The organism is Bacillus norwichensis, from assembly GCF_014836955.1.
Classification (GTDB): domain Bacteria; phylum Bacillota; class Bacilli; order Bacillales; family Bacillaceae_C; genus Siminovitchia; species Siminovitchia norwichensis.
In genome coordinates, this window is sequence record NZ_JACSPV010000019.1 from 25553 (window position 1) to 48471 (window position 22919).

At 40.1% G+C, this 22919-nt stretch carries 30 protein-coding genes; 3 read left to right on the plus strand and 27 right to left on the minus strand.

The genetic code is table 11. The annotated features are described in order from the left end of the window. Positions 1-64: 64 nt before the first annotated feature. The 3 genes from H9631_RS12040 to H9631_RS12050 all read left to right on the plus strand — a co-directional run bounded on the left by H9631_RS12040 (position 65) and on the right by H9631_RS12050 (position 2280). Positions 65-859, plus strand: coding sequence for a helix-turn-helix domain-containing protein (locus H9631_RS12040; RefSeq protein WP_225221006.1), 795 nt, complete (start codon positions 65-67; stop codon positions 857-859). 110 nt (positions 860-969) lie between these two features. Continuing rightward, complete coding sequence (locus H9631_RS12045) at positions 970-1557, plus strand: hypothetical protein (protein WP_191813090.1); 588 nt, start codon at positions 970-972, stop codon at positions 1555-1557. 21 nt (positions 1558-1578) lie between these two features. Continuing rightward, positions 1579-2280 (plus strand): hypothetical protein, encoded by a 702-nt coding sequence (locus H9631_RS12050; protein ID WP_191813092.1) that lies wholly within the window; start codon positions 1579-1581, stop codon positions 2278-2280. 187 nt (positions 2281-2467) lie between these two features. Here the strand turns inward: H9631_RS12050 and H9631_RS12055 are convergent, their stop codons facing one another. The 27 genes from H9631_RS12055 to H9631_RS12190 all read right to left on the minus strand — a co-directional run bounded on the left by H9631_RS12055 (position 2468) and on the right by H9631_RS12190 (position 22919). Continuing rightward, on the minus strand, positions 2468-3445 hold the full coding sequence (locus tag H9631_RS12055) for a LysM peptidoglycan-binding domain-containing protein (RefSeq protein ID WP_191813094.1): 978 nt from the start codon (positions 3443-3445) through the stop codon (positions 2468-2470). Positions 3446-3495: 50 nt separating this feature from the next. Then, a complete protein-coding gene (locus tag H9631_RS12060) occupies positions 3496-3888 on the minus strand; it encodes a phage holin family protein (RefSeq protein ID WP_191813096.1) in 393 nt (130 codons plus the stop codon). Between the two features lie 42 nt (positions 3889-3930). After that, positions 3931-5928, minus strand: a complete 1998-nt coding sequence (locus H9631_RS12065; RefSeq protein ID WP_191813098.1) for a phage tail protein — start codon at positions 5926-5928, stop codon at positions 3931-3933. Positions 5929-5940: 12 nt separating this feature from the next. Then, complete coding sequence (locus H9631_RS12070; protein ID WP_191813100.1) at positions 5941-7407, minus strand: serine hydrolase; 1467 nt, start codon at positions 7405-7407, stop codon at positions 5941-5943. A gap of 61 nt (positions 7408-7468) precedes the next feature. Then, entirely contained in the window at positions 7469-8314 is an 846-nt protein-coding gene (locus tag H9631_RS12075) for a phage tail domain-containing protein (protein WP_191813102.1), read from the minus strand. A gap of 11 nt (positions 8315-8325) precedes the next feature. Further along, complete coding sequence (locus tag H9631_RS12080) at positions 8326-11823, minus strand: phage tail tape measure protein (RefSeq protein ID WP_225221007.1); 3498 nt, start codon at positions 11821-11823, stop codon at positions 8326-8328. Between the two features lie 230 nt (positions 11824-12053). Next, the gene (gene gpG / locus H9631_RS12090; RefSeq protein ID WP_191813105.1) at positions 12054-12383 is read right to left on the minus strand and encodes a phage tail assembly chaperone G; all 330 of its coding nucleotides are present in this window, start codon (positions 12381-12383) and stop codon (positions 12054-12056) included. Continuing rightward, entirely contained in the window at positions 12383-12961 is a 579-nt protein-coding gene (locus H9631_RS12095; RefSeq protein ID WP_191813107.1) for a major tail protein, read from the minus strand. The genes gpG and H9631_RS12095 overlap by 1 nt, the downstream gene beginning before the upstream one ends. A 2-nt stretch (positions 12962-12963) precedes the next feature. Continuing rightward, entirely contained in the window at positions 12964-13302 is a 339-nt protein-coding gene (locus H9631_RS12100) for a hypothetical protein (protein ID WP_191813109.1), read from the minus strand. Further along, positions 13299-13703: a hypothetical protein gene (locus H9631_RS12105; protein WP_191813111.1), complete on the minus strand. Its 405-nt coding sequence runs from the start codon at positions 13701-13703 to the stop codon at positions 13299-13301. Before H9631_RS12105 ends, H9631_RS12100 begins: the two co-directional genes overlap by 4 nt. Next, the gene (locus tag H9631_RS12110) at positions 13693-14013 is read right to left on the minus strand and encodes a head-tail adaptor protein (RefSeq protein ID WP_191813112.1); all 321 of its coding nucleotides are present in this window, start codon (positions 14011-14013) and stop codon (positions 13693-13695) included. Before H9631_RS12110 ends, H9631_RS12105 begins: the two co-directional genes overlap by 11 nt. Continuing rightward, positions 14006-14293 carry a phage head-tail connector protein gene (locus H9631_RS12115; RefSeq protein ID WP_404801739.1) on the minus strand — a complete coding sequence of 96 codons (288 nt, stop codon included), beginning with the start codon at positions 14291-14293 and terminating at the stop codon, positions 14006-14008. The genes H9631_RS12110 and H9631_RS12115 overlap by 8 nt, the downstream gene beginning before the upstream one ends. Continuing rightward, positions 14286-14555: a hypothetical protein gene (locus H9631_RS12120; RefSeq protein ID WP_225221008.1), complete on the minus strand. Its 270-nt coding sequence runs from the start codon at positions 14553-14555 to the stop codon at positions 14286-14288. Before H9631_RS12120 ends, H9631_RS12115 begins: the two co-directional genes overlap by 8 nt. Positions 14556-14573: 18 nt before the next feature. Next, positions 14574-15761 (minus strand): phage major capsid protein, encoded by a 1188-nt coding sequence (locus H9631_RS12125; RefSeq protein ID WP_191813116.1) that lies wholly within the window; start codon positions 15759-15761, stop codon positions 14574-14576. Positions 15762-15773: 12 nt separating this feature from the next. Continuing rightward, complete coding sequence (locus H9631_RS12130; protein WP_191813118.1) at positions 15774-16352, minus strand: HK97 family phage prohead protease; 579 nt, start codon at positions 16350-16352, stop codon at positions 15774-15776. Beyond that, a complete protein-coding gene (locus tag H9631_RS12135; RefSeq protein WP_191813216.1) occupies positions 16315-17532 on the minus strand; it encodes a phage portal protein in 1218 nt (405 codons plus the stop codon). The genes H9631_RS12130 and H9631_RS12135 overlap by 38 nt, the downstream gene beginning before the upstream one ends. A gap of 34 nt (positions 17533-17566) precedes the next feature. Next, positions 17567-17704: a hypothetical protein gene (locus tag H9631_RS12140; protein WP_191813119.1), complete on the minus strand. Its 138-nt coding sequence runs from the start codon at positions 17702-17704 to the stop codon at positions 17567-17569. 14 nt (positions 17705-17718) lie between these two features. Further along, on the minus strand, positions 17719-19404 hold the full coding sequence (locus H9631_RS12145; RefSeq protein WP_191813122.1) for a terminase large subunit: 1686 nt from the start codon (positions 19402-19404) through the stop codon (positions 17719-17721). Then, positions 19401-19772: a hypothetical protein gene (locus H9631_RS12150; RefSeq protein ID WP_191813124.1), complete on the minus strand. Its 372-nt coding sequence runs from the start codon at positions 19770-19772 to the stop codon at positions 19401-19403. The genes H9631_RS12145 and H9631_RS12150 overlap by 4 nt, the downstream gene beginning before the upstream one ends. Before the next feature lie 142 nt (positions 19773-19914). Beyond that, on the minus strand, positions 19915-20223 hold the full coding sequence (locus H9631_RS12155; protein WP_318246805.1) for an HNH endonuclease: 309 nt from the start codon (positions 20221-20223) through the stop codon (positions 19915-19917). After that, positions 20220-20513 carry a hypothetical protein gene (locus H9631_RS12160; RefSeq protein WP_191813126.1) on the minus strand — a complete coding sequence of 98 codons (294 nt, stop codon included), beginning with the start codon at positions 20511-20513 and terminating at the stop codon, positions 20220-20222. Before H9631_RS12160 ends, H9631_RS12155 begins: the two co-directional genes overlap by 4 nt. Next, entirely contained in the window at positions 20510-20836 is a 327-nt protein-coding gene (locus H9631_RS12165) for a hypothetical protein (protein WP_191813127.1), read from the minus strand. The genes H9631_RS12160 and H9631_RS12165 overlap by 4 nt, the downstream gene beginning before the upstream one ends. A gap of 68 nt (positions 20837-20904) precedes the next feature. Continuing rightward, positions 20905-21480, minus strand: coding sequence for a hypothetical protein (locus tag H9631_RS12170; protein ID WP_191813129.1), 576 nt, complete (start codon positions 21478-21480; stop codon positions 20905-20907). Positions 21481-21672: 192 nt separating this feature from the next. Then, positions 21673-22191 carry a hypothetical protein gene (locus tag H9631_RS12175; protein WP_191813131.1) on the minus strand — a complete coding sequence of 173 codons (519 nt, stop codon included), beginning with the start codon at positions 22189-22191 and terminating at the stop codon, positions 21673-21675. Between the two features lie 18 nt (positions 22192-22209). Next, positions 22210-22548: a beta barrel domain-containing protein gene (locus tag H9631_RS12180; protein WP_191813133.1), complete on the minus strand. Its 339-nt coding sequence runs from the start codon at positions 22546-22548 to the stop codon at positions 22210-22212. After that, positions 22549-22701: a hypothetical protein gene (locus H9631_RS12185; protein ID WP_191813135.1), complete on the minus strand. Its 153-nt coding sequence runs from the start codon at positions 22699-22701 to the stop codon at positions 22549-22551. A gap of 5 nt (positions 22702-22706) precedes the next feature. Next, entirely contained in the window at positions 22707-22919 is a 213-nt protein-coding gene (locus tag H9631_RS12190; RefSeq protein ID WP_191813137.1) for a hypothetical protein, read from the minus strand.

The following is a 22919-nucleotide window of genomic DNA, read 5'->3' on the forward strand; positions in this document are numbered from 1 at the left end:
TTATTTAGCAACGGTTTGCTTACACAGGCCGTTGCTTTTTTGTTTCCTTAAAGGAGACAGTATGATGGAAAATAATTATCACTTTGGGCATTTAGCCGAATATGCAACATTTAACAGCGTAGAGGAATTAAATCATCACGTTAATGGATTCCGCGATAAAACAACGGCAACTGAATTTAAAGTCCTATGGTTTATTAGCAAATATGCTGTGAAGTTTATTGGTGCTGCCCATTTAAAACTAGCAACAATCGCTGACGGGATTGGTATGTCTATTAAGACTGTTCAACGTGCGATTAAGTCGCTAACGGAAATGGAAGCTATTAAAAAAGCTAAGACGACACGCCCTATTAAAGGTGGGCAAGGAGCCAATATTTATCAGATTCTACCTTCTTATGACCTTGATGTCCAGGCGCAAATGTCCAACCGTAAGAGTGGAGAAAAACCGCATTACGACAACGTTCAGCAAGGAATTTCAGAAAATCAAACAGCTTCTTCTTTAAGCTCTAAATCTAGTTCTTTAAATAAACGTAACGACGGTCCCGCTAATGCTAATTTTGTTGCACATTGGGTACCGGAGCGCTTCGCTTCTTTGGTCAGCTATTTTTATAAAGACGCATCAACCATCCAAGAATTTTGGAAGGTTATTAAGCAATGCAACCGTGTTGTAGATTTCTTCACTGGCGACAGAGCATTTAATAGTGACCAGGAGCTTACTATCGGCATCAGAGCGATAAAAGAATTTGTGATGAAGGTTAAAGCAGGCGTGCGAATGAATAACAAATTTGGTTACTTTAACGGCATTGTCAATAACTTAATGGACAAGCTTTATTTTGATCGGGAGTTTATGAGCGAATGGTAAATGTTATAAAAATAATTAACATTTTAGGAAAAATTTAAAAAAAGGAGGAGAATGTAAAATTTTGTCCAATTAGTTAATATATGGGGGCTTAAAAATCTAAGGAGGATATTATGAAAAAAATATTTTTAAATTACTTTTTAATCGGAATTTTGGCATTGCTCTTGTTGCCACAAAACGCCTTAGCCAATGAAGTTAGCGCAGTGGGTCAGGAATTGTCACCGCAAACAGATGTACAAGAAATAAAAGATAATACTGCGGATTTTGAAACTGAAGAACAAGAAGAACCTCAACAAGATGATGTGTCCATAATTAGAAATATAGAAATACTTCAACAAAATAATTCTACTTTAAAAAGTATAACTCCGATGGCAGCTGCTGGTGGCGGTACACTTTCTTGTAAGGGCTATACTGGTAAATCAATTTGTGATATAGCTCTTTTCCCCATAGATCCAGTTTATGGTGGGAAAATTACAATATCCTATTATACGGTTAAAAATGGTGTCAGATCATTAGCAAGTTCAAAATCAATGACATTAAAAAATCTAAGTCATGCAAGAGCAGTATATCGACAAGTAGAAACCAAACATGCAATAAAAGGTACATATGAAGCTAGAGTTGAAGGATACTTGTTAAGCTATTATCATGAATTGCCTTTAACGGTGAAATCTATTTGGTCAGCGAAATTCAAAGTAAAATAAATAGTTGAGGTTGAAGGATAAATGAAAAATTGGACAATCCAATTAACTAATGATGATTATTTCAAGATGTCCTCTCCAAGACCCCAAGAGAGACCAGAAATCAATCATATGCAAACTATAAAAAATAAGAAGAACAGATTGTTCGCGAATAGAGATTTGTCAAGTACTGAACAGTTTCTAATAGCCAAGTACTATATATATCCTGGAGATTCTTCTGAGTTATTAAGTAATCCCCAAAAATTTGGGATTAATAGAATTCAACAATATTCAACCCATTTTGAAGAATCCCTGTACCTCTATTCCAATGATGAATTAAAATTTATTCAGTTAATGAACGCGACCAAAGAATCATTGATACAATTCGAAAAACAAAAACAAAATTTAAGCATTTGTAGATTTGTTAAAGAACTATATTTAAGCCCTCATAATAAATTTAAAGATTTAGGATACTGGGAATTAAATAGAACAAAAAATATTTTTTTCCAATTAAAAAAAGGCTCAGTGAAAACACTAGAATATGATGAACTTAACCAAGAAAACGAGCTTATAGAATATCTGACAATCTGTCAACCTGAATTTGGAGTTGAGCCAAATGGATTATTGTTCAATGAAGATTTACAAAAAAATTATGTAATAAGATTATTAGCTAGTGTTTTTAAAGATATATTCTTAGTTGTTAATGAGCCAACAAATAGAGTTGTATCTATTGTCACAACCCTGTAGACTTGCTGTTAGGGATTGAAATAAATATATGAATGAAGGATTCAATTCAATGGATTGCGTTTCAAAATATTCACTAAAGCCCGGTCAACGCCGGGCCTGTTTTTATTTAACAAAAAAGCGCCCCGTCCATAATTGGATAGGTCGCCCTCTTAGGCAATCGATGCCCTAATACGTTAATTATAACATATTATTTAACCCTCAATCGTTGGCCAACATTAATCTTATTGACGTCTTTAAGGTTGTTCCAGCTTTTAATCTGAGCTTGCGTTACCTTATTTTTAAGAGCCAAGGCACTCACTGTATCACCGTGCTTGACTGTATGGTAAACAGCCTTTTGAGCAGGTGCCGCTGGTGCAGATCCAGACAGTTTAATTGTTTGCCCAACACGAATAACGTCAGGATCCTTAATACCGTTAATCTTGACCAGTTCGGCGACAGTCGTCTTGTATTTTTTAGCAATTGCAGACAACGTGTCCCCAGCCTTGACGATGTGAGTATTAGTAGCTGGTTTTTTATTGGGTGTCGGCTTGGAGGCCGCGGGTTTATTAACAGATACGGTCGTTTTCCCAATGAACCAACTTAAAGGCTTATTACCATTTATTAAATTAAAATCTAGACCTCCGTTATACCAACTGACTTTACAATGCTGCGAATACTGCCATAGATCACAAGCATAGTTCGGCTTTAAATGAGGCTTACCGTTATCTTTTCCGTAACGCGGCAACCAAAGAAAGTCTGCTTTTACCTCGTCCAGTCCATATTTTTTATACAACTCATGAGACACATAATAACCTGTTTTGTACCCAGCGTTTTTTAATGTATCAATAAATGCTTGTGAAGCCTTTGAAAGGTTTTTAGTACCACATGATTTGACTGTATCACCTTCAACATCCAAAGCCAAAAATAAGGCGTCTTTATCGGCTCGTTTGATAAAGTCATTCGCTTCTACAATTGCGTCGTTCACAGATACATACATGCCGTACGCGTAATGCCCAAAAGGAATGCCGTGCTTTTTGCAATTGGCTACGTGATTTTTATATTCTCGGTCAATGAGGTTAGACCCATACTGTACTCTTATTATTACCATGTCCACTTCTTTAGCGGCTTTCACCCAGTTTATAGCGCTTGACTTCTGATGATGTGATATGTCCATAATAATTCCCATATTAGTTTTACCTCTCCTAATAAATATTAAAAAAGAGCAACGCTTATGCGTCACTCCTTGTCCTTGCTAAATATTTTTTTAAAGAAATCTATAAACGGATCCATCGTCTTATCATCCTCGGCCAGTTTAAAATGATTAAGTACCGAGTTGATTTCGCTTGCCAAATATCCAATGTAGAGCACATATAATGCACTGATCCCGAGTGGCTCTGGCATCAACAAAGCGACCGGAATCGAATAAACGAGCAAAATAAATAAAAGCAACTTCCGGGCGATCCCAAAAATTGCTTTGCTAGATGAAAATTTTATTTTTGGATTAAGCTTTGCGTTAATCCAGCCCACTGTAAAATCAATAATGTTCGCTCCCATAATGAGCGCTAGGATGTAAATAAGTTTAGTATTATCTGTTTCCAAGAAGCTCGACAACCATTGTATCATGTCCATCTAACTCACCCTTCTATTTAATATTTAAGCAAAATAAAAGCCCTAATCGGGACTAAATGTATGCTTTACCACGCCATTGACAACAAAAAAGACATAACCATTATCATTAATGGTTATGTAGGTATTATCACTAACGCCAAATCTGGCGGAGTTTGATGTGCTCGATACATATGCCTTTTCGCCTGCTTGCAGTTGCCTTACCCACCATCTGTCCTTCTGGGCCTGAGCGATCAATTGGCTTGTGTCTTCGCTATCATTATAGATGACTCCAAATGTTCCAGCCTTTCGTGCGCCCGTTTCACTTCTGCCGCCAAAAAACAGGTGAGTGTTGTGCTCTGTCGGCGTCTGCTCAAAAACCATACAAGCCTGGTCTGTACGGCGATTATTTTTCCATAACTCGGCATCCGTGTATAATCCCAAAAAACTTTTACCTGCCCATGCCTGTGGACCAGCAACGGCTGTATAGTTGTTGTCTATATTAAAAGCTGCTGTTCTGAATGCGAAATTACGGACATCATTCCGTAAATGAATGATGTCAAAAAATGAGTTGGCAACAAGCAAATTAAGTCCCCGGGCATAGGTTGATCCATTGCTCATGGGAATGGTTCCCCGTCCGAAACTTCCGATCAGACTCTCATCTGTATGGTAAAAATCTAATGAATATTGACCAAAATTCATCGTCAATTTATTTCCAAAATAAGACCAAATTGAACCATCAGAAATATCGATTCGCTTATTGCCACCTGCTGTTATCGTCCCAGCAAGAATATGCTCTGCTAGTATGCCTCGGCCAGTAATAGCGTTGCGGAATGTCTTACCACCATCCTGTGACACGCCTAGCCCGGCGCTTGTAAGCATAACGACCAGGTTAGGGTTGTAAGGATCCCGGGCAATGATGCCATTTGTAAAATCAAGTTCCGTTTGGGCAGATAAAATGGCTTTGGTTACGTTGGCAACCTCGCTAGCTAACGCATTTAAAGGCAGTTTCTTTCTACCGTTGAAAAGCTCATTTACTGTCTTTGCCGCATTAGAAAGACTCGCCTGATGCCGTTTGACAATATCCTGTGATCCAAACGTCAACCGAATATCAAGTATATTTCCGCGCCAGTCCCTAACTACTGATTTATTGACGACACGAACCTCTTCATTTAATAAAATGCGTTCATCGATGAGAAATACCCTGTCACCAACATTTGTCTGGGCGATAGGGTATTTTTGCTTGGTTAGATCGTGTATGTCAGCGGTCACGCTGATTTTCAGTGATTCATCCACTAGCCTTTTTAAATTGGCATCCATCACAGAGGCGATTTTAACCCGTCCATCCTTTATAGGCGGGGCATGTCGCTTGCCAATACCAGGGATATTTGCAATGGGAGAAGTGTATTCCCGAATAAGTTTAGCATCTTTCCAATCTCCTGCTTCTTTGTCACCTTCGTAATCACCGTATCCTTTGGCATATGTCCAAAAGCTCGTTGCGTCAGTCTCTTGTACGATATTTGAGGCATTGAGCCGGTGACGATACATGACGTTTAAGTCCTCACCGATTAGCTTCTTTATGAAGACAGTTTGTCCCATGACGGTGAACTCTGCTCCGTACCGGTTGAGAGCGTCCTGGAACATTTCTAAGCGCGTGGATCCACCACCAAACCCTTCCCAGTCTATTGCATAATAGTCGCCTGACATTTGATAAAAATAGCCACTGCCAGCAAAGATGATGTCAAATGCAACTTTCGCTGTGAGCGATCGATTATATTCCTCATATACCCGGTCATTGTCAAAGTCATCGTAAAATGATGGAATGGCTCTGATCTCTGCGGATAACAGTTTCCCTTCCCCTTGCTTTTTAACAAAGGCGACTTTGTAAAAGTTCTCGTCATCGTCTACTAACGTCCACATTTTTTCAAGGTTTTCCAAAAATACAAGATTGGGTTTAGTGGGTTTAATGACCGCAGATAAAACTTTGTTGCCGTTTAATTCTTCCTCAATCTGATAAGTCATTTGAGTGACATAATGCCGGTTGTTTAAGTCGGTCAGATACAAAACATCACTCCTTTACGCGTAACCTCTTGCTTTCACAATCCGCTGTCCTACAGCGCGCGCAACCGCTTTGGCTGTTGTATTATGTGAATGCAACATCATGAGGTACAAAGCATCTTTAAATGTAATGCGATCACCCTCATTAAAGACAAGCGAATCTTCAACCTTGTCACTGGCTTTAAAGCTGAACGATTCGTTTAAATCGGGAACACTTTCGATTAAAATCAAACTTGTTAAGATTTTCGTCGTACTTGCAGGAGATTGTCTCTCTGTATTTCCTTTAAGAAAAAGCTCATTTAATGGCGTCCCTGTATGCAATAAAGGATTCGCAGGCAATAAAATAGCACAAGCCCCTACTGCGTCAATGGTAGGACTTGCGCTTCCGTTATTTTCTATAATTTTTATCGCTTCATCGAATAACTGTTTCATTGCGATCCATCGATCACCGTCTGCCTTTAATATTGTACCCGCTAATACATGGCCTTTTTGCTTATGCTGTACGACTAGACATAAATTGTGGACCACACCTAAAGTTCCAGTTTTTCCACCTAAAATCGTATAGCTTTGTTCAAATGCAGCATCTTGCACTGACGAAGTAATATTAATAGTTCGTGCACTGGATCCTTTAATGGCAACCTCATAATTTTTAGTTCCCCAAACTTTGGTTAACTCCGCAATCCCTGCAGCATGTCGAGTAATCAATGTCATATCCTTCGGGCTTGTCAATTGGCCCGCAGCTGATAACCCGCTTGAGTTCTTAAAATTTGGGTTATCACACCCTAATCGAGCTGCCTTTTTATTCATCTCGGCAATGAAGACTTGTTCTGCAACTTCATCAGAAACAACATTACTATCAGGTGGGCGGATATCTGCAACGTCTCTTTCTATTTCCTCAAAACGTGCTTTAATGTTTGTAAAATGCTTACCTTTTGCATCACTTGTTTTAGCTTCACTTACATCCTTAATGTCAATTCCGACCAGCGTTTTCATATATGGTTCATAAGGCGTTAATGCATTACCTTCTTCAACCTGTAATCCACTGGCTAACGTCCGATTGACTGAAATTCGGATATATACTGCGTTATTTTCCGTTTTCAGCGTATCTCCTTTAGCAACGTATAAAAATCTAATGAAACTTTTATCTTTATCATACTGTGCCGTATAGATCGGGTTATTCGTTATATATGTTTGCCCCTGTTTGATCAATTCATAATCTGCAGTAACATTAACTCCATCGTCGATGATTTCACCGGTCACACTAACCCGGCCACTGACTGTATCATGTTGATTAAATAGATTTTTTCCTGCTCTGATAAAACTGGTTTTATCGGTTGTGATCGCCCCAGCCGGTATATAATCTGATAAATTTTGTTTAATTTCACTTTCTATTTCTGTGCCGAGATCAAACAACTCTCGAAAATTATCATTAATATTATTTCTAGTTTCCCTATCCCATAAAACGCTAATTAATTTTATTGCCATTTTTCTCGCTCCTTTTGACATACAAAAAAGAGAGGTAGCTATCTCCCTCCCACAATCTTCTCTATTGGTAATAAAAAGGAAAATCGAATGCAATCGTAGCACTGTTACAGTTGTAGATTTGGAATAAGTTCCAGCCTGGCGACAACTCAATAAAATTTTTCCGAGTGTCTCTTAAAAACGCTAGACTATTCCGTGTCACGTTTGGTCCGTCATAAATTACTTTGTCCGTATTTTTGAGTGGTACATCGATCCTTGAACGGCTGCCATTAGTCAAATTCACCAATTGGAATAACTCTGTGCTGCCGACCACATTACTAATCGTTATTTTCAAGTCCTGCTCAAACGGATGGATAGGCACGTTACCAGCATTAAAAATCCGGAAAGTGTTGCCGGCAATTGCATTATGCGTGTAAATCAACGTATCGTCTACAGATTCAAGCCCCATACCAAAGCCCCAGAGTCCATCATTTGCATTAATACCATTTCGTTGTATGTCCTGAGTAGTACCAATGGACTCGGCGAACGGCAGATCAACCATTTCTAATTGAATTCCAACTGATGCTACTTTCCGGTTAACCCTTTCTGGTATGAACGGTTCAACAGCAATCACTTTATACCTTTTACCTGGTTGATATTCCTCCGATACATAAAAGAAATCACCTTGACTGTAATAGGCAAACACTTCATCCCTTAATAGCCTATAATCTTGCGTGTTATGAGCTTGTAGCCGAAAAAGCAACTCAATATTCCTGGTTTCTTGCGTATGTCCTTTATCAATATACCCATGTCTACCTTCCACAGCCTCAGTTTCTCTCTTTTTTCGGATAGAGGATATAAAAATATCAAGAGGTGTCACACCAGACGGGAAAGGCTTCAAGTTCATGTTTTCGTCATAAACAATAAACAAGTAGACACCTCCTAAAAATACCTTCCTATATTATCAACTGCGTTATTTTCATTAACAATTCTAGTAACAGTGTTCCCGTCGATTTGGATGATCTTCCCGTCTTTAATCCCTTGTACAATGTCTTTTAAAAGCCTGACGACTGTAGCATTGCCATCTGACATAGCCTGCTGGTTGTTTAATTGATTGACCACTCGATTGGCTTCACCCGGATCCCTAGCACCTGCGGCATACCCAGGCAGATTGTTTAAAGCCCTAAGAATCTTTTTGGATTCATCATGAGTGAATACCTCATAACCGCGTGGACGATCATACAGACCAAAATTGAGTAACTCCCATCTATTACCAAGACGGCCAAGCTCGAATCCTTCTTCACCCGCAAGGAACGCCCCACCTTTATGGCCTCCTAATGGTGTTCCGTCTGCATATCCTAATAACTGAAATGGAGATAACGCTAGTTTTGCAGCTGATACAGAAAGGTTAATAGCTTTTCTGACGGGGCTACTTAGAGCTTGGTTTAGAGCATCAACCGATGGATTAGTATTCACATTCACATCTTTTTGAACATTTTTTCCTAGCTCATTGGTCAAATCCTGTGCCTTCCCAGTACCTTTGTCTATTTCTGCATTTGTACCTTGCTGTGCAGCTGCCATTTCTAGCATTCTTTTCAAGGAAGACTTAAGTAGACCATCGTTAAATCCTAATATCGTTTGAAGGGCTTCTTGTTTTATATTAAATTCAGCTTGGTATCCTGTTTCTTCCAGGATTTTTTTCTTGATTGCTTCATGTTTTGATATAGAATCGTCCAATAATTGAATCTGCTGATCATAAAGCCCATTGCGTTTTTGCTCCTCGGTAGCATTCGTCATAAGCTCCTGGCGCTCATTTTTTAAGCTTTCTATTTTCTCATCTAGCTTTTTTAGCCCTTTACCTTTTTCGAAATTAATATCTACCTCTGCAAGCAGAACCTCAGCCATTCTTGCATTGATTTGATCAAGCTTTGATAATTCTTCTTCGTTTAACTTCTGCTTTTTATTCAACTCCTTGCGTTCTCCCTGTAACTTTTCAAGGGTTTCCGCTATAGTTCCATTTTTTATGGCAAGTAATATTTGTTCTTCTCTTCTTAACTCCATTACTTCCTTATGAGAGTTTAACCCATGCTTTGTATTAACATGTATTTCTTGTAACCTTTTATTTACTTCTTCAAGGGACATATCACGCTTATCAATCAATTCTTTAATGTCTGCTTCAACTTTGCTGGCTTCTTTTGCTAAAAACTTATTTTCTTTTCTAAGCTCTTTTTCTCTTTCCAAAGCTTTGACTTGTTCTTCTTTAAGTTCTTCAAAAGCCATTTCTCTTAAAGAATCTATATACTCTCGCACAGCTTTAGTAGATTCAATTATCGCATTACCTTTATCAGTGAATTTCTGTTCAACCGTTGGAGCTTGTTCGATAATCGTGCTGTTCAATTCAATCATTTCATCCAGTTGTTCGTTTGACAGTCCACTCTTTTCGGCTAATTTATTATATTCTTCTTGTAATTGTTCTACTAATGCTGGATTTTGTGTTTTGTTAAGTTCCGACTGTATATCAAGTAACCTTCCAAATTCATCTGCCGTAAGCCCACTCTTTTGTTGTAGAGACTCATACTTTTCGATGTTTGGCTCAAGTGCATCTGCTTGTTCCAGAAGCGAATCTGCCACTTCTGTTGTAACTTTTTTCGCGTCTTGACTCTTTTTAGTAAGCTTATAAATTCCATAACCTAATGCCCCTACTCCAGCAATTGCAAGTCCAACTGGCATCCCTGGTCCAGAACTCAGTAACCCGATTCGGCCAATTAATCCGGCTCCTCCAACCTTGCCGAACATTTTTGAAACATTACCGCCAACCTTTAGCACTCCACCGATTGTGCTAGTCAATCCTCCGAGAGCTACAGATGCAGGACCGATCGCACTAACTATGCCTAACAAACTTAATACAGTTGCTTGTTGCTCCTTATCCATTTCAGAAAAGCTCTGCGCACCGGATTCAATTTTCTTAATCAAAGGTTCTGCCGCATCTATCGCGTCCATAACAGCAGGAATGAGAGCTTCTCCTAGTGTAATTGAAACGTCTTTTACCCGGTTCCAAAGAATTTTCAACTGCGATTCGGTGGTTTTATACCTTTCCGCAGCTTCGTTTGTGAGCGCCGTATTTTCTTCCCAAGCTTTACTACCAAGTTCAAGTGACTCCCGGAATAAATCTCCTGCACCAGCTGCCCTTAAAAGAGTATCCCTCACACGAATCTCAGACAGGCCAAGATCTTCTAAGACACCAAAGACGTTCTCGCCTTCCTTCTTCATTCTGTCAAGACCTTCAACAAAGGCAATAACAGCCAACGCTGCATCGTCTTTAAACGCTTTTTGGAAGTCTTTTGCAGACATACCGGCAACATCTGCGAAATCTTTAACGGCTTTATCACCCATAGCACTAGCGTTGGCAATTTCAATCATAACTCGGGAAAATGCGGATCCACCCATCTCCGCCTGAATACCAACTGAAGACAAAGCCCCTGCAAATGCAACAATTTGATCCTCGGTAAGACCGATCTGTGATCCAGCACCTGCTAAACGCAAAGACATGTCAACAATCTCAGATTCTGTCGTGGCAAGGTTGTTACCTAAATCAACGACAGTTGCCCCAAGCCTATCAATATTCTTCATAGGCATCTGCGTGATATTTGCAAGACGGGCTAATGCAGTAGCAGCTTCTTCGGAAGACATGTTTGTCGCTACCCCAAGGTCCACCATTACTCGAGTAAATTTGAGAATATCTTTCCGCTTAATACCGAGCTGTCCAGCTACTTCCGCGACACCAGCAATCTCGTTGGCAGAGGCAGGCAATTCCTTGGCCATATCTCGAATACCCTGTTTAAGTTCGGCGAATTGATCTTCTGTAGCATCGACAGTTTTTCGGACCCCTGCAAAAGCAGTCTCAAATTCAGAAGCTGATTTGAAAAATGCCGTTCCAGCTGCAACGATCGGAGCAGTAACTTTCATGGAATAAGACTTACCAAAATCGGTCATTCCCTTCCCGATTTCTTGCATTTTTTCACCAGTAGAGGTCATTTTATCGCCAAGTCGGGTCCAAGGGCTAGATTGCTCCCGAATAGCTTTATTCAAACGGTTCAACTGATCTTCTGTTCGGTTCATCTCAGAGACAGCATTGTTGTATTGAGCCGCCAGATCTCTTGTCTGGTTCGCATCTTCGCCTTTAGCTTTTACCGATTCGTCATAACGCTTCTTTAATTCGCGGACCCGCTCTTGCTGGGTCTTAAAGCGCCGGGAAAGAATATCAGACTGTTCCCGCATCCCTTTCATGCTCTGTGCATACTCGCGCCCCTTTGAACGGGCAAGGTTCATTTCAGAGCGCAGCCCCTTCAAATCTCGCCTAAACCCTTCTAGGGACTTGTTGGCTCCCTCGTCTTCCCAAGATAGCCTTGTCCGTAATTGACCTATATCTCTGCTTGCCATTTTCTCACCTGCCTTCTACCAGATCTCACTGAGATAAACTTCTTTTTCTTGTGGTTGCAGCTCGTCATCATCAAGCAACATCAAATCATCAAAAAAATGGACGTCCATCTCATCAATTTGAGACATCGTCCATCCTGTTCTTATTACTGGCTGTCCATAAATATAGTTAGGTGACGGAAACATAAGTTTTTTGTACAAACTTAAAAGGGAAGTGTACGCTTCTTCCCACGTCACTTCCCCTGATCGTTTCCCTCTTCACTTTTCTCTTTGGACTTATTAAATATCGCTTCTGCTAATTTTTTGTACACATATTCATCACTTGCACCATCGTAAACTTGGTCAACTGTAAATTGCCCTCCAAATACGACATTAGCAAGGATGCCGATAATCTCATCCTCTTCGGCCATTTGTTCTTCATAAGACGGTATATAATTTTCATCTTCTCTGGCCTTTTTTTCAGCCTCCATCTGGACTTTAAGATACAAACGTTTGGCACGCAGTGGTACAAATGGAGTCGTAAACACCTTTAATTCTCCATCAATATAAAGTTCAATTTGCATTAGGGAGTCGCCACCCAATCTTTATCAATTACTTCATCAAACCATTTATCAAAAATGCTTTTATCAGCAATTGTTGAATCTTGATCCCATGCTTTAAACTTCTCTTCCCCATCGTGTAGACGTGGAATTGCTTCACCAGTAAGGTTCGGCGTTTGGTATGAAGGAGTTTCTTGCAATGTCTCTTTACTTTCTTCTGCTGGCGCCAATTTCACCCGATATATCCAAAAATACTCATAGCCACCGCGGGCAGTCAGTGCCTTTCCGCCGATAGCAATATACGGAGCATCATCCTCCACGTTGTCACTTATACCGCCGTTTGGATGAATAGTTTTTCCGAGCACATCAGCTTCAACTTCTTTCTCCAAATATGCCGTATTTACGGCCACTGTGATTGGTCCTTTTGCTGAGTCACTGAATAAAACTGCATCATCGGCGCGTAAATTCCCGCGGTTAATGGATGGTTGCAAATTCAAAGCCATTGCTGGTCCAAATGGTTTTACCTCGCCGTAAATGGTTTTTTCTTTATCTTCTTCAGTAATCACTGCGTAATGAAGATCTTTCAAGCCTTTAACTGCCATATTTATTCCTCCCAGATATTTGGTTCGTAATTGAACCGCAAAATTTTCCTATACTTGTTCATGTCCTCGTCGTAGGTTTCCGATTCAAACATCCGGCCAAAGCCTGCTTCTTTCATTCGTTTTTTCACATCTTTAACAAGCTGATTGTAATTTCCACTTGAAAATACATCGACTTGAAAAAAGTGCTTGGAAATAAGTTCCTTGTCATCGGCATTGATCCTAGGCGCCTGGTTATATTCGATAAAAACGATATATGTGTCAGCTGTTTGGTTGTATCTCGCCTTCGCTACTGGTACACCAAGAGGTTTTAATGTATCCATAATTAATTTATCAAGATTCATCGCATACCCAACCCCTTTTGGAACACTTGAACATATTTGTCCAAAATTGGCCCCTTGCTGTGTTCAAAAACAATAGAGACCATTGGCAATGGCGCTATGAATCTCTGTGCTCGAACATTCCAATATCCAAACTCATGCATATAGAGATAGAAGCCAGGCTGCTTCTTCCCGCCTTCTGTACCAACAAACAGTTCTCCACCTTCTGGGTCGGTCCTGGTAATTGCTTCTTGAGCTTGCCCAGATCGACGGTGCAAACCATGTGAATATACCTCGGCTTTTATTCGATCGCGGAGATAGTCTCCCCCAGCAATCAATGCTTGGTCTTTCAAGTCTTCTGTCAAACCCTCGATGCGATCAATCTCTGCAATAAGCTCGTCAAGACCTTCAAATTCAAGATGCATGGTCATCACCTTTTCGATGGCAAATGATTTCTATAATTTCACCTTTATCATATGTTCGATAGACCGTATAATCTTTATCGTTATATTTGAGCTGTTCTTCCCCCTCATATTCGATGGAGCGAACCTCAAACATGTAGGAGAGAGTAACTCCTTTTTGTTTAGCAGCATGAAATTCCTCAGACCTTACAGACTTTCTATTGGCATATACTTTGCGTGGTTCCCCAGGAGTCGGATGATTGTTTTCAAATCCTTCATCATCCACGCTCTTTTCTAATGCTATTAAATAAATCACATCTCCCCAGTTAGCCACGATAATCACCCGAATAGGACAAATGCTTTTTCAGTGACTCGTAGGATTGCCAATAGCGCTCTGCGTGCGGATTGTCGATGCCAAACTGAGATTTTGCATAAAGAATAATTGCCCTCTGAATTAGTGCATCCTCATCCGATTGCGCTTTTAACTTGGAAACGCCCGACTGAATCAGATCCAACCGGGCACTTGAAATAAGATCAGTAATTTCATCATTAATGCCGTCATCATTTGTGGAGACACGTAATGCCACTTTCACCTTTTTCAGCAAATCAAACACCGCTTTCTAGTGCTTTAAGAGCATTAGCCTTACCTTTTACCTTTTTCCCGTCTGGAAGCTCGTACCAACCGCCACCAGTATGCTTGATTTCTGGATTACTCTTAGCCTGCGGTGGCTGCTTATTTTTCTTTTCCAAATAGCCTTTTTCAATTAAAAAAGCAATCCTTTCCTTATTTTCATAAGTGTAAGGATCGCCTTCTTCATAATCTTTCATGTCCTGGTGACGTTCGCGAAATCTCTTTTTTACTTTATGGAAGTCCAATTATATCCCTCCTGGTATTTATGGCGTTGGAGCACCTTTTTTAAGAACTACCAACGAATTCTTATCAACAACTTTCCCGTCAGCAATCATGATTGCCTTTGTTACCATATCATCAGTTTCATTGTCTTCATACTTCTTAACACCCATTTGATAGTTCGTGTTCAGGACGTAATCAGAGAAGTTGAACAAGAATGCGAATGGAGAACCTTCCTCAGCTGTTGAAAAGCTATCAAGGTAGTTACAAAGAATAACAGGGCGTCCAAGTAATACACGCTCTGGCTTTCCGCTAATACCATAGTTGACGCGTGCAATTGGTTGTCCATCAGCATCTTTGATACCTTGGTATTTCATAAATGTCTTTTTGGTCATGCAGTAAACAGCATTTGCCTCATATTCCAACGGTAATGCCGCTTCTGCATCAAGCAATGTTTGATAAGTGATTTCATCCACATCTAAAGCCTGGCCATCTTCAGGAGTTTCAGTCAAAATTCCTTTAGGTTGGCCTGTGCCGGATCCGGAAATAATCGCTTGCTCAATGGCTTTAGTCATGGCTTCTACAACATTATTGATAAGTGTTGCTTCAAACACCGGAAGGGCCATCGTATCGACTTCAAGAGAAACTGCGACCGCACAACGCAATTTGTGATAAGCAAATGTGATGGAGCCTGTTGATTTCTTCTGCTTATCGCTGCCTTTTCCTTCCGCTACCCATGTAGCCACAGGTTTTACACTAGAAGTCGGAAGGGTAACCCCGCCTTTAATTGCAGTGCGTGTAACCAGCGGCAAAATCATTCCAACAGCTTCGATTTTTTCAATGATTTTATTTAAAACTGTTTCCGGAATGACGGAACCTACATCTTTCGTGTAAGTCACTTGATCAGCACGGAGTTCAGCAGGGATTTTCTCGCCTTTCAACACATAATCCATGAACGCTTTCCGGTATTCAATGGAGTCAGTTCCAAGTTCACGTTTTTCATGGTTGTTCCCATTAAACGTCTCGATGGTACGCCCTTCAACTTCTCCATTGTTAAGCTGTTCAGTTTCCTTCATCAATCGTTCACGGGTCTGTAGTTCTTCCAACTCCTCATTCAACTCACGAATTTCCGTTTCAAGAGCTTTGTAATCCAAATCCTTGCTGCGCTTTTCGTCTTTCAACATTTCATTAATTTCTGCTTTTCTTTGTAAAATTTCTTTAATGCGATTCATATTCATATCCTCCTAAATGTTATTTAAAACATATAATTTTGAACGTAATTCTTCCTGCTCCTCGGCATAATGCTTCATCGGATCATATCCACGTGCGCTTACCTCTGAATCGGGATAGGCGGGAAACGCAACTGCACTGACTTCTAACAGCCTAGCCTTTTTGACCGTTCGTAATGGTAAATCGTCATCCGGCTCTTCAATTTCATGGTCTTCCATTCGAAATCCAAACGAAACACCGTCAACATCACCACGTTTTATAGATTCATAGGTATCATTACCAAGGGTTGTTTTAGGTAAATCGAGTTCAAATCGCAACCCGATAGAATCCTCTTCCAAGCGTAATGTATTATTTTTTGTTCTACCAAGAACCTTCCCAGTGTCATGTGACCACAAAAAACGCTGATCGTCTTTTGAAAGAGAATCAGCAAATGCACCTTTTTTAAATTGTTCGCGAAACTTGTAGAAATAACCTAAAACCTGTGATTTTCTCTCCCATTTGACAGCATATCCGGACAACGTGCGGTTCCCGTCATCATCTTCCCTGATTTCAATCTTACTCGTCATCAGTTCCCTTGTTTCCGTTTTTTCCATCATCCTCACCCCCTTTATCTTGATGATCGTCCACTTCGGCGGTATCCAATCTGCGTATTGGCTTGTCTCCTCCTTCAACTGGCGCTAAATTGAGTACCTCTCTCCACTCGTTAGGTAATAACGCCCCTCTATCCACCATTCCTACTAAGCCCAACTTCGTACGCATAGAGGCGTATTGGAGGTTTAATGATTCGAAGACAATTTTATTTCCATGTCCCCGCTCTCTCCTGGTAAATAGCTTTCTTGTAAATTCTCCGGCCAGCTGCAATGCAACTGGTTCGATAACAGATTCATAGTAAGCATTCCATTCATCTTCGTTATATCGACTTTGTACAATTTTTTCATTGGTATTGAAGAAATCATAAATGCGCTTTGTTGTCGTGGTGATCTGTTTGTCATCCGGAACAAAATTGTAATTTTTCACTTGCTCCAAATCATAACGCGGATCAGATGGAACAGCTCCGCCTTTTTTTTCGATGTTCAGATAGCTGTCTATAAACTCATCGACCTGCATTTCGACATCTTCTTTTTTCAATACACTTTTAAACTTTAAGATCCACTTAATTAGGGCACTGCTTTTAATAGCCTTTTTCATGCCCTGGTCAATCGTGGTTACAACGTCCATCAACTCAACGAGTGCCTGGCCAGGATGATCTCCAAATAGATTATGATTATTAAAATCCTGACGTAGATGGATGACATCTGAATACGGGACAACCATCTGTTTACCATCCGAAAAATAGAATTTTAAATACATATCTCCTTGTGGACCTTCCAACATGTCCACACTCATGGCCGGCACCGGATATATTTCATACGGAATGAATGTATCCGGATCTCGTTTAATAATCGCAAAGGCATTATTGTTTAAATCCAATTGCGTGGCCATCTTTTCGCGGAACAGCTGCCCTGACATTAATGGATTTGGCTCTTCAAGCAAAAATTTTATATTTACATCGGGATTTACTAACAATCCTTTTGCATTTTCCCGAATATGCTTGGCCATCAATTTTCCAATAGCCCTGGCTTTTGGACGAATGCAGGAGCGAACAATGTCACTTTTATAGATGCGCCCATCAAATGTATAAAATCCATCGCCCGCATCCGTAATGATTTTGTAACTGGTTGTTGTTTTCGGTTCTGTTTGTTTTTTTCCAAACATCCAATCGAAAAAACCTATGATCCTCACCTCCCGTCACCAAGTGTAAGGTGAATTATTTATTAACCATTGAATAAACTTGCGCAACACTATTTATCATTTGAATCCTTGAAAAAGGATTTTCTATCTTTGAATCAACTTCTTTTAAAATGGCAAGTAGTTGATTGTTAATTTCAGTTCTAACTTCATTCATCGGCTAAACCTCCCTCAAATCATATTTAGATAGTCATTCATTTTATCCCGCAAGACAACATAAGAGTTTAATAGACAGGCAGTCCCATCAATTCTCTTACGTTGTGATTTGCCTTTTGACGGCTGGATATTATCATTTTTATCAATGTCAACGCTCGTATTTGAGAGGCACCATTTTGTAATTGGATTATTACCGTAGTTAATTCTTTTAGCTTCGAGATCAGCCCCCATATCCTTCATAGGTCCTGAGAGAGTTTTCTTTCCTTGGATAACCGGAAGCATAGCATCTACTCCGAATTGTGATTGCATTTCCTCAACCCAATAAGTTGCTGACCAGCTGTCATAACCAATCCAAGGTAAATACAAGCCGTATTTATCCCTTAGTTCCACAAACCATTCAGTTACAAATTTATGGTGAACTTTATTTCCGGGCGTTGTTCTCAAAAATCCTTGTTCTTTCCAAACGTCATAAGGGACTCGGTCCTCTGCCACCCTCTTTTCAAGCAATTCCTCCGGGAGCCAATACATATGGGCTGTGTAAATATTTTGGTTGTCTGGCAGCATAAATGTAGCACAAGCTGCAGTTAAATCAGTTGTGCTGGATAGGTCTGCTCCTCCAATACCGTAGCTTGGTTTTAGTACTTCAATATCAAACGTCTCCTGGTTGTCCAGTTGCTCAAACGTGAGCCATGCCTCTGATGAAGTCTCTCGAATGTTAAAATCCTTCGTCAGCAAGTTTTTCACTAACAAAGGATTTGCTTTTGCTTTATTTACTTTTCTCTCAAGTTCAGCGATATTTTTTATTGTGCCAAGACCAGGATTCGCTTTTTTCCAATTAGTCGGTTCCGTCCACTCTTTTCGACTGTCCAACTCATAGACAATCGGAAGGACGTGCTCATCTTTATAGCCGTTCGGGTCATCGAAACCATTGATAATTCGTTCAATTTCCTCATACTTAATATCAAAAATACCTTCACGAACTGTTCCGGCTGTTGTTGTGATAACGGATAGCGGCTGCTCCCTTGCGCTCATTCCATCAATAATAACGTCATAGAGGTTCTTATCCTCAATAGCATGGAGTTCGTCAATAATTGAACAATGAACGTTCAGCCCGTCCAGTGTATTGGAATCAGAGGATAACGGCTTGTACGACCCATCGTTGAAGTCAGAAAGCAATTCCGCCACCAAGGAACGGATCCGTTTGCGAAGTGCGGGAGATTTGCTGACCATCCGCTTAGATTCCAGCCAAACAATTTTCGCTTGGTCTTTTTTGGTTGCTGCCGACACGACTTCCGGGCCCGGTTCTCCATCTGCCACAAGCATATAGAGAGCAATCGCAGAAGCGTAAGCTGACTTCCCGTTTTTACGTGCAATAACTAATATAAGCTCCTTATATTTCCGGAGCTCGTCAATTTTATGGATGAATCCAAATGCTGCAGCGGTCATCGCTTTCTGCCACAATTCTAAAATAAACGGCATTCCGCCCATTTTACCTTTTGAATGTTTGCAGTAATTCTCTACAAACTCGATGGCGTGGTTCGCCCGCTCTGCCGAATACTCATACTCGGAAGAATGGTCATGGATATCATCCACAAGTTTCTTGTAAACTCTTCTGACTTTCCTGCTGACAATTTCCTCACCAGATTCAATCTTGTTCCAGTACTCGATGATTGGATTATATGTAAGTGGATATCGTTTCATCGTCTGTTCACGAACGCTTCAAATCCGTCGTTCTTATCCTTGTTGTTTGGTTCAGGTTTTGGCAAATAGTCTCCTAATTGTTTCATTATGCTTTGGTAGTTTTTGTTCATTGCGATGTAACGTCTTGCGTTTGGTCGCTCCCGCTCATATGGTTCTTGGTTTTCAGATTGCGAGAACATTTCATCGTATCCGTTCACATCCAAATCTTCGCGGATATCTTCTAGTCTTATTCGCATGTCAGCTGCCTCTGCAATCAACCCCTCGACAAGCATGAGGGTATCTTTAGGCAAGTCTTTGTATATTCTTTTAAGTCTGCGTATTTCCTTTTTTACCCGTTCTTCTTTTGTTAGCTCTTTCTTTTTGGCCATAAAAATAGCACCTCATTTCTTGTTATTTGGGGTAGGGGGTCACGCGAAACTTCCCGTGTATTACGTTAAACTTGGCGCTCGCTCGGCCGTGCTCAAAAAAATCCCCGCCACCTAGGGGGGATGTCCTTTTTGTCAGAATTGTTCACGTTTTTGACACAATTAAATCTCCGTTTTCATCGAACCCAAATCCTTCACGAATCGCAAAATGTTTCCGGAAAGTCTTCTTGTTGTGACAAGAAAGACAAAGCAATTGAAGGTTTTCCCAGTTCAATGTGATCCAAATATCATTGACATTCTCACTTGTGATTGGTTCGATGTGGTCAACAATGTCCCCTGGACTACCACACCATTCGCATATACCATGTTGACTATCGTAGTATGCCTGTCTTAACAGCTGCCATGCTTTACTGTCATAAACTTTCTGGCCAATTCTTTTGTTACGTTTAGTCACAGATCAGCACGTCCAAAGTTTATTAAATTATATTTAAGTAGAGACATTCTCTCGTTGATCTCTTCTTGCAACTCCAAACGTTTAGCTGCATTGCGTAATCCCTTGATGCTATCCTTCTTACGCTGTAGCTTCCGTACTCTACCGTCTGTCACAAATGAAGTGTAATGATAATAACAGTGCTCACATTTGAAATACGTTTCCTCTATTCTGTTCGGATGATGCTTCATTTTGAAATCAACATCAGTAATCTTTTCACAGTGATTACAAAGTGCGGTTAGTGGTTTGGTCATGATACTACACCTTCTCGAATTGATTTCTTCACAGCAACCACTTTTTCTTTTGTAGGTTTATCATAGTAATCAATGATAATATCTGTACTACCATAAACATCAGTCCTTGTTGTCCACTGGAAATTAATAAATTCCTTCATCGTAATCTCTTCGCCTTTATAAAAAACTCTTGGAACGCCACCTAACTCATCTAACGTTATGACAAGGTACTTATCTCTCTTCTGGTCCTCCAGTTCCTTTAACGCTTGTGTGGCCTTTCTTGCTTCTCGCTGTGCGGCTTTTAAAAACTTCATCATATCTTCGCGCGACTTATTGTCCGCCATGATCAACACTCCCCTTTTATAAAATGAAAAAGACACTCACTAAAAGTGAATGTCTCGACATATATCTTTTATTGCATCTCCCCGTTAATATCAACCCTCGTGGCGTTCATCGCTCCTGCAACGCCAACTACGTTGTCAACCCCTAAGTCTGATGAAGCATACCCATCACCGGATAAAGGACCCCACACTTCTATTTCATCGCCTGCAGAAGCAGTCATCGCATACGGTGGAAAGATAGGCATTATATACCCATTATCATTTTTAACCAAAAAGGCATCTTCCATATTCCCAAATAGACCTTCAACCTTTTCAATTTTGACTAACTCACCTTTGAAATGGTAGTTCATACCTTTAAACTTTTCGTCTGTTTTATCATAAAGCATGGCACCAGGTTTCGCAGGATATTCCTCAGCATTTTCTTCTGCTTCTGTTACGAAGTCTTTTTCTTGCCCTTCTTCCTCGATCCCGTCAACCTCTTCGTAGGCATCCAAGTGATCCGTTTGCTTCAATGTCTCTTTCTCTTGCTCTTTCTCTTGCTCTTTCTCTTGCTCTTGCAGTTTTTCTCTTTCTTCGGTTGACACTCTTTCAACTGAACACCCGACTAGAATTATAGACACTAATAAGAACATAATGATACGTTTCAAGACATCTCCCCCTACACATATATATAGGGATATCTTACCAATTAAATTAAGTTAGCGCCATCCCTTTTCCATCAGGACAGCGCCGATGACAGATACATCAACACAATTTCGCGTGTTTCCGCACGCTTATAATTGTTGCATACTATCATGTTAACACATAAAGAATGCTACAAGTGTGCCCTCTTTTTGACGTCAACTAAACTTCACCCCCTCAACGCCAAACATCAATACTGCCAAGGTTTTACACGCATTATCTATGTCTTTATAAACAGTTCGTTTGTGCACGGAGTGCCCTGCAGCAACTTCCTCAGCTGTCATTTTGGTATCTGAAATGTAGAATTGATAGATCGTCTGATATCTCCGAATCTCTTCTGGATCCCCGGACTGCTCACACATCACTTTGTAGACAGCCAGCATTTTATCAATGTACCGAACCATAACCAATGTTTTTTCCTTGCTACGTTTAATAGATTCCAATTTGAATTCATCAGAATCCAAAAATGCCAGTTCAATTTCTTCATTGATGTCATCGATCTCTAACTTTATATCTTTACAATGTTTTACAAAAAAACGGTAATTTCGGAGGAGAAGTTTTATATTCCGTAGGCGTCTGTCATGCCTCTTTTTCTCCTGTTGCTTTTTATGATCCTCGTATGCTTCTATGGCTGTTTTAGATATAAGTACAACGTATTCGTCAGTTAGTTTAGGCATTGCTGTCACCCCTTTATGCTACGCATTAATAAGCGCTTGTATCTGACGTAATTTTTTAATATCTAAATCTACTACCGATCGTCGGATTTCGCTGCATAAAAGCATTTTTTCTTTGAGAAGTGCAATCTTATCCCAATACTCTTTTTCCGTGAAATATGCTTTATATGTTTCGCAAAAAGAATTATGGATCATTGTCCTTTTATCAAATCTGCGTTCGGCGAAATCGTCGCCTTTTCTATGAGCATAGAAACTCATTGTATTTACTTTCGTTACCACATATTCAGTTAAATTAGGCTCGGATTCCGTAAACATGTTACTTACACTGACATAAATTGTTTGACCTATTTCTACACTCATTCAAACCATCCCCTGCCTGTCGATGCGCTCACAATAAAGTTTGTATAATTGATCAACGTTCATCCTTTCCAACGAATCGCGGTCATAGCCGTTGCTTGGCATTTCTAATAATTGTTTTACGTACCACTCTTTGCTTTCGTCCGTTTCGTTCACAGAAATCATCCTCCTTGAGAAAAATCTTCAAGCCATTGGTACAGCATGATCATTTGTTTTTGTGCCAATGGATTATTTTTATATTTATCGCAAAGCTCACCTGTGGAAGTAGTAACCCAACTCCAAAACTCTTTGCTGTTTAAACCATGCTTCATAGCCATGTGATTGCTTTGGTATATCCAATCAGCTACCTCTGCATAAAAGGCTTTATAATCCAT